This window comes from Culturomica massiliensis (assembly GCF_900091655.1).
Lineage (GTDB): Bacteria > Bacteroidota > Bacteroidia > Bacteroidales > Marinifilaceae > Culturomica > Culturomica massiliensis.
This window is the reverse complement of the sequence record NZ_LT594621.1, coordinates 1,033,777-1,048,004: the sequence shown is the minus strand read 5'-3', so window position 1 is coordinate 1,048,004 and position 14,228 is coordinate 1,033,777. Positions and strand designations below refer to the sequence as shown.

Here is a 14,228-nt window from a genome sequence, read left to right as displayed (position 1 = left end):
TATCGAAGAACAATTCATTACTCTGAACAAGTGGCAAAGTTAATACTATTTCTTCCGTCCTGAAAATTTCTTGTCCTTTTTAGCCTCCGGGAACACAAAAGTCGTGTTATATTCCCCGTCAAAGGCGACAACAGCATCGAAACTCTTGCCCTGTTTGCTCTTGAACCCTTTGAGCAGCTTGGTATGCCCTTCGGTGAGCAGGTCTTTGATTTCATCGTCGGACAGGGTGCGTCCCGCTTTCAGCCGGAACACGGGCAGTCCGCACTCCGTGTTGTCGCAGCGTACCACCTTGCCGTAGAACCGCATCCTGCCCGTGCCACACTTGGGACACGCGCAGCCGGAGTCACGGCTGCCGAAGAGCTTGTCGCACGAGATCAGTTCGGAGGTTATCTCACGTGTGTACGCCTCTATCTCCTTGCGGAAGGTGTCGTCGGACAGTTCCCCGCGCTCGATACGCGCCAGCTCCTTTTCCCATTCGCCCGTCATGGCAACATCGGCGATGCGCATCGTCTTGACGACGGAATTGAGGGCAAGTCCTTTTTCGGTGGGAACAAGCGACTTCTTGCAGCGTTCCATGTAACCGCGCTTGAAAAGCGTTTCGATGATGGAGGCGCGTGTGGCGGGAGTACCGATGCCACAGTCCTTCATCGCCTGCCGCAGTGCGTCGTCCTCAATTTCCTTGCCCGCCGTTTCCATTGCCGAGAGCAGGGTGGCTTCGGTATGCAGCGGCTTGGGTTTGGTCTTTCCTTCGGTAATGGACGAGCCTTTCGGTGTCAGCGTGTCGCCTTCCTGCCAGCCGGGGATGGTAATTTCCTCTTTTTCCTCGCCATAGACGGCACGCCATCCGGTTTGCTTCACGACGCTGCCTTTTACGGTAAACTCCACTCCGGCACATTCCGCCGTGACAGTGGTCACATCCTTGACGCATTTCTCAGAGAATGCCTCGACCATGCGCCCGGCAATCATCTGATAGATGGTATTGTCCTCTTTGGAGAGGAAGAGCGGTTTCTCACCCGTGACGAGCAGGGCATGGTGGTCTGTCACCTTGCCGTCGTCCACGCTGCGGCGTGTCGGGGCGGCTTTTGCCCGCACCTTGTCTTTCCATTCGGGCTGTGTGCCGATGAAAGCGAGCAGTTTGGGAATTTCGGCAAACACGTCTTCGGGGATGTAGCGGCTTCCCGTTCTCGGATAGGTTATCAACTTCTTTTCGTAGAGTTTCTGCGCGATTTCAAGCGTCTGTTCCGCCGTGAAGCCGTGCTTGGCGTTGGCTTCTTTCTGGAGCGTGGTCAGGTCGTAGAGCAAGGGAGTTTCCTCCGTCTTCTCCTTGCGCTCGGCTTTCGTGACAGTGGCGCAACCTGCCGCCTTTACCTTATTATATAGTTCCATCGCCGGTTCTTTCTCTTTCCATTTCTCGGAGGATGAGAATTTCACGACTTCGCCGTCGCAACCGTCCGTTGCGATATGGAGCTGCCAGAATGCTTCGGACGTAAAGCGGCGGTTCTCCCAGTAGCGTTCACATACCATAGCCAACGTTGGTGTCTGCACCCGCCCCACGGAATACGTGCCGTGTCCGGCGGCGATGGATAACGCCTGTGTGCCGTTGATGCCCACGAGCCAGTCGGATTCGCTCCGCGCTTTGGCGGCGAGGTAGAGGTTGTCGTATTTGCTGCCGTCTTCGAGTTTCCGCAGTCCCTCGCGGATAGCTTTGTCGGTGAGAGAGCTGATCCACAGGCGCACGAAAGGAGTGGTGCAACCCGTATAGTGGTAGAGGTAGCGGAAGATAAGCTCTCCCTCGCGTCCGGCATCGGTCGCCACGATGATATGTTCGCTTGTGTCGAACAGTCTTTTGATGACTTTTATCTGCGACACCACGCCGCTGTCGGGCTTGTAACCTTTCTCCGTCCTGACCTGACGGGGGACGAGCGTGAATGTGTCGGGAATAATCGGGAGGTTGTCACGGACAAATCCGCGCACGCCGTAGCCGTCGGGCATGGCAAGCTGAACGAGGTGTCCGAATGCCCATGTCACGGCATAACCGCCTCCCTCGAAATATCCTTCCTCTCTCTTTGTCGCGCCCACGATGCGGGCGATTTCACGTGCCACGGAGGGCTTTTCTGCAATGATTGTCTTCATGTCTTCTTCTTTTTTGTTGATACTTTGGATTTTATTTTGGATTCAGTGGCGGACACGGGATTACATTTTCATGCCCTTGCCCGTTTTCTTCTGCGGCTTCTCCTGCTGCTGTTGCTGGCGGGCGTCCTTCGGGTTGGTCTGACCTTTCTGCAACGGCTCTCTCAGATTCTTTGTAGCCTCGTTGGTCTTGCCATCGTTGTTCACCGCCACCTGCGTGCGGCTCTCGTTGGACGGAGCAACCTGCTGTGCATTGTCAGGGTTCGTGTCGTAGCGGTACGGGCGTCCCTTCTCCGGGTTGAACTTGATATACATCGTGGCATGGAAGCCCTGCTTGTCGGTCACGTTCTCCAGCTTCACGGCTTTACCCGCCACATAGTCGGCTTTCTGCTGGTCGGTGAAGCTCACGCCGCTCCATTTGCTGATGGGGCGGATGCTGCCGTCCTCGTTCGTCCACGTGTTGCGGCGTTGCTCCTTCTTGGTCTGTGCGGCATTTTCCCCGCCCTGCGCCTGACTTTTCGATGTGTCGCCTTTGGTTTCCTGTGTCTGTGCGGTACGGGGCGACTTGCCGGTTCCCGGCACGAACTCCACGCCGCGCTGCTCCACGTTCACTTGCAGGGTGGTGACGAACTTTCTGCCGTCGTTGCGCTCGATGAGCTTGTCGCGTACGGGCAGTCCGGCGCGGAGCATGTCCCGCTCCTGCGTGGTGATTTCCGTCTTGCCGATGCGCTCCGGGATGCGCACCCTGCTTGCCGGAATGTCCGTGATTTCATTCGTCTTGCGGTCGATGCTGATGTAGGAGGGGATGATCTCGCCCGTTTCCCTGTCCACAATGTCCACGACCCTACCGAGATTGCCCGTTTCGCGGAGGTTCTTCCGGTCATTGTCGGAGAATTTGTGTTCCTTGTACTCATCCAGCTTCTGCTCCTTGCGGATGAAGTGCGGCACGAGGCTGATGTTTCCCTCACCGTCCTTCTTGAAGGAGAGGCGGGCGTCCAGCTCGAATGATTCGCCGCCGAAGGTCGGTTTGACCTTTACCAAGTCGGACTTGCCATAGTTGAGCATCTTCGTAAGGTCGCCGGACTTTTCAAGGTTGTCCCGCTTTACGCCCCATCTGTCCTCCAGCTCCTGCCAGTTGATTTTACTCTCGTCGATGGGCTGGTAGCCACGTTTGCCCTGCATCTGTTCGGATTTGTCCTGTTGCTGTTCTTTCCGTTGTTCCATGTTCTCCTGTTTTTGAGGTTCTTGTTTCTCTGTCTGTTGTGCTGCCATCTCTTCCTGCACCTTCTTCTCATAGTCGGAGGTGTCCACCTTGTGAGGGGCGAGCAGCTCCTTGTTCGCTTCGGGGTCTTTCAGCAGTTGCTTCATCACCTCTAAGAGATTTTCAGCTTGGTCTGCCGCAATGCGGTAGAAACCGAAGCGGCTGGGTTCCTTGCACTGCCGGAAGAAGTTCTTGAAGAAGTTGTCCAGCACGTCGCCATGTCGGTCGAATTGCAGGAAACTCTGCGCGTTCTCCGCTTTTGCGGGGGTGCGCTTGGGTGTGCCGTCCGCGTTCAGCCCGGCTACCACGCTGATCTCGCCTGTCTTCTCGTCACGGACTACCAGCACGTCCTTTTCGTCTTTTTTCTTTGCCATCTGAAAAATGTTTTAATGGGTTATTTATGAAAGAAATTATGGATACGAGCCTTGTAGAAGGCTATATCTTCCTTTTTGAAGTCCTTGATATGGTTGGAAAGGAATGTCAGCACGTCCTCCTCGCTGTAATAGGTCTTCTTGCCCAGCGTCTTGTAGGGCAATGCGCCTACGCTGCGGTAGCGTTGGAGGGTGCGTTTGCTTATCTGGAGCAACATGCACAAATCCTGATTGTCGAAAAGGCGGATGCTTTCCGTGATAGTGGGCTGTTTCCCCTCAGCCTTCATCGCCAGCAGCAGTTCGTCCTGACGGTCGAGCCGTTCCATCAGCTTCTGCATCCAGCCCTCGAAGTTGTTTCGTGTGAGCAGTTCCATGACCTATGTCCTCCTTCCTTTTGGTTTGCCGCCCGTGCGCAGCGTGTGGTTGTGGAACAGGGTGTCTATTGTCCCTTCCTCGTTCCTTACTGTGTTGTCCTCCAATAGCCGCAGTATCTCGGAAAGGCGGTAGCGGCAGCTTCCGCGTACCACCACATACTCGATACGGTGGTCGGTGCGCATACGCTGCATGGTGCGCTTGCTCACGTTGAGCATCTTCGCCGCCTGTGCCGTGTCAAGCAGCTTGTCTTCGGTTTCCCGCTTCCGTTTCTTCTCGTCCCTTGCCTCGCGGATGTACCCTGCGATGTTCGCAATCTGCGCCATCATCTCCTTGTAGGCGGAACTTTCCATTGTTATCACTTTCATGTTCAGTCCTTTCTTTTTGTTTCTGCGACAAAATTCGGCAATAAACAAAAGGGGCTTTAACAACTCACTACGTGACTCACGTAAGATTTTTGCGGAAGATGGCTCCGTAACCCGGTCAAACGGCGCAACAGGCAGCCTTTCAGCGGAAAACGATACGTCTTGTATGCCGTTTCGTTACCTTTGCGGCAAACTCTAAATGACATGAATATGGAAATAGTATCTATCGAGAAAAAGACTTTCGAGATGATGGTGGCGGCATTCGGCGCACTCTCGGAGAAGGTCGCCGCCCTGAGGCGCAAAAGCGACACGGGGCGCATGGAAAGATGGCTCACGGGCGAGGAGGTCTGCGGGCAGTTGAGAATAAGCCCGCGCACGTTGCAGACGCTGCGTGACAGGCGGCTTATCGGCTACTCGCAGATAAACCGCAGGTTCTATTACAAGCCAGAGGAGGTGAAGCGGCTGATACCGCTTGTCGGCACGCTCTATCCGCACGGCAGATGATTTGATTTATTCACCCACTGAATCCGAAGTTATGATGAACGAGAACAACGATGTTTTTACGATGGAAGACGAGCCGATAGCCTCTGTGGTGCAGGATATGCGCAAAGGCTCGAAATGGCTGTCCGCATTTCTGGAAAGCTACCGTCCTCCGCTGGACGGGGAACGTTACCTGACGGACGGCGAGGTGTCGGAACTGCTCCGTGTGAGCCGGCGCACCTTGCAGGAATACCGCAACAACCGCGTGTTGCCCTTCATACTTTTGGGAGGGAAGGTGCTTTACCCGGAAACGGGGCTGCGCGGGGTACTGGAAGCGAACTACCGCAAGCCGCTGGAGTGAGGCGGTTTCATGAAAAAGTAAACGGGTGACACCTTTTGTGGTGCTACCCGTTTACTTGTCTTATGGGGTATGTGCAATCAGCAATACCCGGCTTTTCCGTTCTGTATGAACATCACGTATGTCTGCCGTTTCTCTTGTGAGAGTGCCTTTCCCACCAGCCATGTGCGGAACAGGTGGGTGTTGTAGGTATTCACCCTGAAAGCGACCGGGATGATGATTTCAAGGGCGTACACGTCCGCGTGCAGCCCGTTTTCAAGCTGCATGTAGCGGCACACCTCGTAGTCGTTCAGCACGTCCGACTTGCGGACGGCTCTGATGGCGGCGTTCACTGCCGGGACGGTCGTATGGAACAATCCGGCTATTTCGGTGGCGGTCATCCACACGTCGTTACCGGTTACGCTGACTGCCTTGTCCTCGATGATGATTGTGTCACGTTTCATGGCTTTTCTTTTTAGATGGTGCAACCTGCAAATTCCTCGACGCCGTTCAATCTTGCGGCAAGGTTCTCCATGTCCTGATTGAGCTTCTCTTTGGTTATCTTTGCGTAAATCTGCGTCGTCTTTATGCTCTTGTGTCCGAGCATGGAGCTGACCGTTTCGATGGGAACACCGTTGGAGAGGAATATCGTCGTGGCTGCCGTGTGGCGGCTCTGATGCCACGTGATATGCTTGGTGATGCCGCAACGCTTGGCGACGGCACGGATACCGGCAAGGCACGTGTTATAATGCGGAACGGGAAATATCCTGCCGTCCCCGCACAGTCCCCGGTATTTGCCGATTATGCGGTTGGCGATGTCGAGCAGGCGGATGTTGGACACCACGCCCGTTTTCTGGCGGTTGATGTTTATCCACTCGTGTTCGTCGAAGTAGGTGCGGATATTCTCTTCCGTAAGGTTGCGCATATCCGCGAACGACAGCCCCGTGAAGGCGCAGAACAGGTAGAGGTCGCGGTACAATTCCTGTTTGGCGTTTTTCAGTTTCCCCTCCATCAGCAGGCGGATCTCATCTTTGGTCAGGAAACTGCGTGTTGTTTCCTCCTTCTTGATTTCATACTCGCGGAACGGGTCGCGCGTCAGCCACTCGTTGTTGATGGCGATGAATACCATCGTCCGTAACGGGCAGACGTACAGCCACACGGTATTGGTGCAGCAGTGCTTGTCCGTGCGCAGGAACATCTCGAAGTCGGAGATGAAAGCCGGGGTAAGCTCTTTTAGGGCGATGTCCTTCACATGGTAGCGGATGTCGAGGAACTCTTGCATGTGCTTGTAAACGGTGCGGTACTTCAGCAGCGTGCCTTTGGCTTTCATGCCTGCCTCCACCTGCTTCTCGTAGTCCTCGTTGTGCTGGCGGAACACCTGCATCAGCGTGTGGTAGCGGTGTTCCAGTCCGAGAAAGGCGTTCTTCACCTTCTCCGCCGTGACGAAGTTGTCACGCTCCATGATTTCCTGATAATGCCTGTTGATGCGTACCCGCATCTTGTCAAGCATACGGTTCGTTTCGAGTGCCGCCGTGCTTCTGCCCGTGACACGTCCACCTTTGGTGTCCCACAGTTTCGGATCGACAGTCAGTTTGCAGCTGAACTGTGTCTGGCTGCCGTCCACCGTGATGCGTCCCATGACGGGAACTGTCCCGTCCTTTTTCACTACCTGACGCTTGAGGTAGTAGATTACTGAAAATGTACTCTTCATTGTCCTTAATTTTTGGGTTTCAAAATTAGTTGGTGAAGAGTCCGGTGTTGGTACGCAAAACGGGGAGGAACGGCGCAATCTTTTTCCGTAACCTGATTTTTCGCATGAGTTATGGATAACTCACTATTCCTTAGAGCCTTGTTTCGCTATTCGTACCCGTTTGTCGCATTTTCGGGCATGGTTACGAACAAGTAACGTAGCGGCGTCAGGATTTGGCTTCGGCAGGGATTGTAATGGCTTCACGGATTATCGCCACTTCAACCAAAACCCTTGTAACTCAATTCTATCACTATATCTTTCCGCATTTCACTTTTTTGTAGTAACTTTGCGGTGAAAAATTCATAATGAAAACTATGGACGATTATCATCAACAGTATTAACCAGAGCAAAGGTTTATTCTCAGGACCTTTGTTCACAATGAATGGAGGGTATTATTATGAGAAGATTCCTTTGGGCAGATCAGGGCTTTCAGGAAAAAGAAGCATGGCAGGCCGATTGTTGGATAAATGTTGAAGCGCCGACTCCGGCAGATATCAAGTATCTTATCGAAAAATTAAATGTTCCCGAATCTTTTTTGTCGGATATCGAAGATGCCGATGAGCGTCCCCGTATAGAGGAAGAAGACGGCTGGACTTTGATTATTCTGCGCATACCGTTCCGGCATAAAGGGAATGATATCCCGTATGTTACGGTGCCTTTAGGGTTTATCATGAAAGAACATTATTTTGTGACGGTATGCCATTTTAATACGGATATGTTGCCGGATTTCATACGCTATGTAAACCGGAAGCGGTTGACGTTTACCGGAAACTGGGACTTGTTGTTCAGGCTTTTTCTGTCTTCTTCCGTATGGTATTTGAAGTACCTGAAGCAAATCAATAACCAGAGCCGGCAGGTGGAAAAAGAACTGGAACGCTCTATTGAAAATGAAGAATTACAACGTTTATTGAAAATCGAAAAATCTCTGGTTTTCTTCATAACGTCTATGCGGGGAAATGATAATTTGTTGGTTAAATTGAAGAATCTGCGTTCTCAGCGGAAATTTTTCGATGAGGATCTGGTGGAAGATGTTGAGATCGAGCTCCGGCAGGCTTTGGATTCGGCGCGTATATACAGTGATATTCTCAGTGGAACTATGGATGCTTATGCTTCGGTTATTTCCAATAATTTGAATGTGATTATGAAGCGCATGACATCTATTTCTTTATTGCTGATGATACCGACTTTAATTGCCAGTTTATACGGCATGAACGTACCCAACTCCTTATCTGATAAAACATATGGTTTTCTTTTGATTTTCAGTGTTTCGGTTTTGTTTTCCGGAATTGCATTTCTGGGGTTGAAAAGACGAAATTGGTTTTGACGTTAAAAAAAGACGATTTTTAATAAAATATTAACAAAATGCAGATAAACTTTGTGTTATCTTCATTGTCCAATAATAAATCGGTCACATTGTGGCCGGTTTGTTTCTGTATGTCGATTTGTAATAAATTGAAAATCAAATGAATAAACGGATAAAAAGGGGATTAGTCATTATTATTGTATTGGTGGTGTTGGGAATTATTTTTATTCCTCGTCTGGGATGGTTTTCGGTAAAGTCGGAAATACCGGATGCTGTGCCTCGTAAAGGAAGTGGAGTACTGACAGTGGAAGGTGTCGTTGCCCAAAATTCGCATTCCTCCAACGGTATACAGGTTGTGGGTACGATGTTAGCGAATGAGGAGGTAGAATTGGTGGCAGAAATTGTCGGTAAGGTAAGGCGTATCTATTTTCAGGAAGGCAGTTATGTCCGGAAAGGGGATTTGTTGTTGAAGGTAGACGATGCCGATTTGCAGGCCCAGTTGTCCCGGGCAGAATTTCAGCGTAAGTTGTTAAGTGAGAAGTTAGAGCGTCAGCGTATTTTATTGAAACGGGAATCCATCAGCCGGGAGGCTTTCGATCAGTTACAGACGGATTATAATGTGCTGGAGGCAGATATCGAATTATTGAAAGTAAAAATCAGCCGGACGGAGATTCGGGCTCCTTTTGACGGAGTGATGGGATTCCGGTATGTCAGTGAAGGTAGTTATGTACAGCCTAGTTCTAAGATTGCCACGATTGTGGACAATTCTGTCCTGAAATTTGAATTTTCGATTTCCGAAAAATATGCGGCCCGGGATTTGAACGGCCGTAGAATCGATTTCCGGGTAACCGGTAGTGACAGGTTGTATGCGGCACAGGTATATGCAGTGGATCCTTTGATTGATATCAAGACCCGTATGATTTTATTAAGGGCCCGTTACGATAACCGGAGAAACGAATTGATGCCCGGAATGTTTGCCAAAGGTACGCTGATGGTGGGAGGTGAAAATGAATATATCGCTATTCCGACGGAAGCTGTTGTACCGGAAATGGAAGGAAAACGGATGTGGGTGGTGAAAAACGGGAAGGCCGCGAGTGTGCCTGTGCAGACAGAGAGCCGTGACGAGAAAAATGTAGAAGTGATTTCCGGTATTCAAGTCGGAGATACAGTCTTAACAGGTGGTTTGATGCAGTTGCGGGAAGGTATGAATGTGTCTGTGAGCCTGAAAAGATAGAAATTGAGAACGAGTAGAAGAGGTGTAATTTTGTAACTGGAAAAAAATGAGTTTATCGTCTACCTGTATAAAACGACCGGTATTTGCCACGGTCATGAATATAATTCTGATGCTGGTGGGATGTGTCGGGATGGTGTTTTTAGGGGTGAGGGATTATCCGAGTGTGGACCCGCCTATTATTTCTGTATCGACGAGTTTTCCCGGGGCTAATGCCGATGTTATCGAAACTCAGATAACGGAACCTTTGGAGGCTGCTGTAAATGGAATTCCGGGTATTCGTTCGTTGACGAGTACGAGCCGGGACGGGCGAAGCTATATTACAGTGGAGTTCCAATTGGAAGTTGATCTGGAGACGGCTGCGAACGATGTGCGTGATAAGGTATCCGGGGCTATGCGGCGTTTACCGAAAGATGTGGATCCGCCGACGGTAACAAAAGCCGATGCCGATGCCCAGCCGATTTTCGGGGTGTCTTTGCGAAGCGATCAGCGTTCGTTGATAGATTTGAGTATGTATGCCGAACAGTATTACAAAGAACGTTTGCAGACAATCAATGGTGTGAGTAGTGTTTCTATCTGGGGAGAAAAACGGTATTCGGTGCGTTTGCGGATGAATCCGGCTCTGTTGGCTGCTTACGGAGTAACACCGATGGATGTCAGGGATGCTGTGAGTCGTGAAAATGTGGAATTACCTTCGGGGCGTATTGAAGGTGAGAATACGGAGTTGACCATTCGTACTCTCGGACGTTTGATGACGATTGAAGATTTCAACAATCTGGTTATCCGGGAAACGGATAGTAAGGTTGTACGTTTCCGGGATATCGGTGTTGCAGAGGTGGATGCCGAGGATGTGCGTTCCATTATGAAGCGTAACGGCATACCTATGGTTGCTTGTGTGATTATTCCTCAGCCGGGAGCAAATTACATCGATATTGTGGACCGTGCTTACGATGTGATGCAGGATTTGGAGAAGGATTTACCTGCCGATGTCGAAGCCGGGATTGCCTTCGATAATACGGTCTTTATCCGGAATTCGATTGATGAAGTGAAGAGTACGATTGTTGAGGCTTTTATATTGGTGGTATTGATTATTTTCTTGTTTTTACGAAACTGGCGTACCACTTTAATACCGGTATTGGCGATTCCTATTTCTCTGGTGGGAGCATTTTTCATTATGTATCTGGCTGGTTTTACCATTAATATCCTGACTTTATTGGCGGTGGTGCTGGCCATCGGGTTGGTGGTCGACGATGCCATTGTGGTCATGGAAAATATTTATACGAAGATCGAGCAGGGGATGTCTCCGAGAGAAGCCGGGTTTAAGGGATCGGAAGAAATATTTTTTGCTGTAATCGCTACGACGGTCGCTTTGGTGGCTGTATTTTTTCCTATCGTTTTTTTGCAGGGAACAACGGGGAGGCTGTTCCGGGAATTCAGTATTGTAATTACCGGGGCGGTGATTATATCTTCTTTTGTCGCTTTGACATTTACGCCTATGATTTCGACCAAATTGCTGACCAGAAATGTCACCGATAATTGGTTTTACCGGAAAACAGAACCTTTTTTCAATGGCTTGACGGAGTATTACCGGCGTTGGTTGGATAGTTTTATGAGACGTCGTTTCTTGGCTCCCGTGATATTGAGTGTTACAGCTGTTGTGATTTATTTTTTGTGGACGGTGACACCTTCTGAAATGGCTCCTCTGGAAGACCGTTCCAATATTCGGGTGATGTCAACGGCACCGGAAGGAGCGACATTCGATTACATGAACCGTTATACGACCGAATTATCTTCTTATGTGGAGCAGGAAGTGCCGGAGCAGGATATGATCATCGAAATGATCGGCGGAGGCAATACGAATCGTTCGACTTTGAATCTGTGGTTGGTGAAACCGGAACAGCGGGAGAGAACCCAACAGGAAATTGCCGACGAACTGGGAGTTAAGGTAAGACAGTTTACGGGAGCCCGTACGATGGTATCGCAACAGCAGACTTTCGGAGGGCGCCGGGGAGGATTACCGGTAGAATATGTTATACAGGCCAAAAATCTGGAAGATTTGAAGCGTGTATTACCTCGTTTTATGGAAGAAGTTAACAAGAGTCCCGTATTTTCAGTGGCAGATTTGAACCTGAAATTTACCAAACCGGAATTAACCATTAATATAGACCGGGATAAGGCTGCCGTGATGGGAGTTTCTATGCAGAATATAGCTCAGACATTACAGTTGACGATGAGTGAGCAACGGGTTGGTTATTTTATATTGAATGGAAAGCAGTACCAGATATTGAGTCAGATCGACCGGGAGAATAGGAACAAACCTTCTGATTTACAGACGATATATGTCAGAAATGACAAGGGAGATTTGATTGCATTGGATAATTTAGTGACGACCTCTGAAAGTTCGATGCCTCCTCAGTTATATCGTTATGACCGTTTTGTTGCAGCTACTGTTTCGGCCGGCCTTGCCCGTAAAAAAACCTTGTCACAGGGTTTGGAGGAAATGGACCGGATAGCCCAAGAAGTATTGGACGATAACTTTAAAACGACTTTGTCGGGAAGTTCTAAGGATTTTGTGGAAAGTTCTTCCAGTTTGATGTTTGCTTTTATTTTGGCATTGGTATTTATTTACCTGGTGTTGGCAGCACAGTTCGAAAGTTTCCGGGATCCGCTGATTATCATGCTGACTGTGCCGTTGGCATTGATCGGAGCTATGCTGTCCCTTTGGTACTTCGAGCAGACGATGAATATATTCAGTCAGATCGGTATTATCATGCTGATCGGGTTAGTGTCTAAGAACGGTATTTTGATTGTCGAGTTTGCCAATCAGCGTAAAGCGATGGGAGAATCGATGCTGGAGGCTGTGAAAAATGCGGCTGTCGCCCGTTTCCGGCCGATATTGATGACCAGCTTGTCTACGGTATTGGGAATATTGCCGATGGCAATTGCTACCGGTGCCGGTGCTGAAAGCCGAGTTGCAATGGGTATAGCTGTAGTAGGTGGAATGGTATGTGCTACGTTTCTTTCTCTGTTTGTAATTCCTGCTATTTATTCTTATTTGTCAGCAGGTAAAATGCAGGTGGTAGATGAAGGGAAAGAGTAATGAAGCGTAGGTTTACGATAAAATGAGGTGTTATAGGGGAAATGTTTGGATCAGGATTGAATAGTGTTGAGAGAGACCTTTTGAAAGATAAAAAGGAAAAATGATGAAAAAGGGAAAAAGGATTAGAGTATTGTGTACGTTTTTTTGTTTTCAGTTTTTTATGGGTACGGTTCTTTTTGCGCAGGAAAGCCGTGTTACGCTGGAACAATGCATACAACAGGCGTTAGAGGCTAACTATTCCATAAAGATTGTACGTAATCAGGAGTATATCGCAGATAATAATGCCAATTACGCGCCTTTTCTGCCTTCGGTCGGGATTGATGCACAGCAGACTCAGCGACTTAACGATACAAAGACGACTGTAAGCGGGGAAGACCGTAAAGTGAACGGAGCGACGAGCGATGTACTTTCAGCCGGTGTTTCTTTAAACTGGCGTATGTTTGATGGTATGGCCATGTTTACGACCTATGCCAAATATCAGGAGATGTTGGCAATCGGAGAGTTGAATACACAGATGGCTTTGGAAAATCTGACGGTGAATGTGAGTGAGGCATATTACAATGTCATTGTACAACATAGCAAATTGGATGCTTCGAAGCACTCTCTGGAATTGTCAACAGAACGTTTTAATGAAGCCAGGGACAAGTATGTATTGGGGGTGTTGTCCGGTTTGGAGTTACAGCAGGCAAAAATAGACCTGAATGCCGATAGTTCGAAGTATATGAAACAAAAAGAACTGTTGAAGAGTGCTTATATATCCCTGAATATGATTATGAATGCCGATTTACAACGGGCGATGTATGTACATGATACAATAATGTTACGGGAACCGTTGATATATGGTGAATTGTATAATAATACACTGGCTATGAACACACTGCTTCAGATTGCCCGTAAGGATCAGAAGATATCGGCTATGGATGTAAAGCTGGCCCGTTCGGCTCTTTTTCCGACACTCGATTTTAATTCCGGTTATAACTACAGCCGGACGAAAACGCCTTCGGCGACGACTTCCTTGAACCGGACCAACGGTTTTTATTGGGGCTTTAATTTGAAGATGAATATTTTTGATCGTCTGGAAAATCGCCGCAAAATCAAGAATGCGGAATTGGAAGTCGAAAATGCGGAATGGAGTTATAAAGAGACGGAATTGCAGACATTGGCCGATTTGGCCCAATTGTATAATACTTATGAAAATAATCTGCAGATTGTCAGCTTTGAAAATGAAAGTGCAGATGTGGCTTTTGAGAATCTGGACGCCGCTTTGGAAAAATATAAGTTGGGCTCTTTGTCCGGTATCGAGTTCCGGGAATTTCAACGAAGCTATATCGATGCGGTGGATCGTAAACTGTCGGCTATCTATCAGGCAAAGGTTTCCGAACTTTCATTGATGTTAATCAGCGGTCAGGTAAAAGTGACCAATTGATGAAAAACTATTTTTATTTTAGATTTACGATTGGGAGGAGGATGGATGTGTTTATGTGTTTTGAAGAAAATGTTGATGTTTGACAAACTGATTCATTGTCAG

12 protein-coding genes are annotated in these 14,228 nt (G+C 48.9%); 6 read left to right on the top strand and 6 right to left on the bottom strand.

The annotated features are described in order from the left end of the window. Positions 1 to 45: 45 nt before the first annotated feature. The 4 genes from BN8908_RS05555 to BN8908_RS05540 are packed head-to-tail and all read right to left on the bottom strand — an operon-like array spanning position 46 to position 4,565. The gene (locus BN8908_RS05555) at positions 46 to 2,133 is read right to left on the bottom strand and encodes a type IA DNA topoisomerase (protein ID WP_004291456.1); all 2,088 of its coding nucleotides are present in this window, start codon (positions 2,131 to 2,133) and stop codon (positions 46 to 48) included. 60 nt (positions 2,134 to 2,193) lie between these two features. Continuing rightward, positions 2,194 to 3,765, bottom strand: a complete 1,572-nt coding sequence (locus BN8908_RS05550; protein ID WP_004291455.1) for a DUF3945 domain-containing protein — start codon at positions 3,763 to 3,765, stop codon at positions 2,194 to 2,196. Positions 3,766 to 3,785: 20 nt separating this feature from the next. Then, complete coding sequence (locus BN8908_RS05545; protein ID WP_004291454.1) at positions 3,786 to 4,136, bottom strand: helix-turn-helix domain-containing protein; 351 nt, start codon at positions 4,134 to 4,136, stop codon at positions 3,786 to 3,788. Positions 4,137 to 4,139: 3 nt separating this feature from the next. Beyond that, the gene (locus BN8908_RS05540) at positions 4,140 to 4,565 is read right to left on the bottom strand and encodes a helix-turn-helix domain-containing protein (RefSeq protein WP_004291432.1); all 426 of its coding nucleotides are present in this window, start codon (positions 4,563 to 4,565) and stop codon (positions 4,140 to 4,142) included. Between the two features lie 138 nt (positions 4,566 to 4,703). Here BN8908_RS05540 and BN8908_RS05535 point away from each other — a divergent pair, with 138 nt between their 5' ends. After that, positions 4,704 to 5,003, top strand: a complete 300-nt coding sequence (locus BN8908_RS05535; protein WP_004291426.1) for a helix-turn-helix domain-containing protein — start codon at positions 4,704 to 4,706, stop codon at positions 5,001 to 5,003. Between the two features lie 31 nt (positions 5,004 to 5,034). Continuing rightward, entirely contained in the window at positions 5,035 to 5,340 is a 306-nt protein-coding gene (locus BN8908_RS05530; protein ID WP_004291424.1) for a helix-turn-helix domain-containing protein, read from the top strand. A 77-nt stretch (positions 5,341 to 5,417) separates the two neighbouring features. Here BN8908_RS05530 and BN8908_RS05525 read toward each other — a convergent pair whose 3' ends face one another. Next, entirely contained in the window at positions 5,418 to 5,780 is a 363-nt protein-coding gene (locus BN8908_RS05525; protein WP_004291423.1) for a hypothetical protein, read from the bottom strand. 11 nt (positions 5,781 to 5,791) lie between these two features. Further along, entirely contained in the window at positions 5,792 to 7,027 is a 1,236-nt protein-coding gene (locus BN8908_RS05520) for a site-specific integrase (protein WP_004291422.1), read from the bottom strand. 436 nt (positions 7,028 to 7,463) lie between these two features. On the opposite strand from BN8908_RS05520, the gene BN8908_RS05515 reads away from it, so the two are divergent. The 4 genes from BN8908_RS05515 to BN8908_RS05500 all read left to right on the top strand — a co-directional run bounded on the left by BN8908_RS05515 (position 7,464) and on the right by BN8908_RS05500 (position 14,126). Next, entirely contained in the window at positions 7,464 to 8,390 is a 927-nt protein-coding gene (locus tag BN8908_RS05515) for a magnesium transporter CorA family protein (RefSeq protein ID WP_068692134.1), read from the top strand. A 139-nt stretch (positions 8,391 to 8,529) separates the two neighbouring features. Next, positions 8,530 to 9,603: an efflux RND transporter periplasmic adaptor subunit gene (locus BN8908_RS05510; protein ID WP_021988870.1), complete on the top strand. Its 1,074-nt coding sequence runs from the start codon at positions 8,530 to 8,532 to the stop codon at positions 9,601 to 9,603. A gap of 46 nt (positions 9,604 to 9,649) precedes the next feature. Beyond that, entirely contained in the window at positions 9,650 to 12,700 is a 3,051-nt protein-coding gene (locus tag BN8908_RS05505) for an efflux RND transporter permease subunit (protein ID WP_021988869.1), read from the top strand. Positions 12,701 to 12,803: 103 nt separating this feature from the next. After that, entirely contained in the window at positions 12,804 to 14,126 is a 1,323-nt protein-coding gene (locus BN8908_RS05500) for a TolC family protein (protein ID WP_187373429.1), read from the top strand. The last annotated feature ends 102 nt before the right edge of the window (positions 14,127 to 14,228 follow it).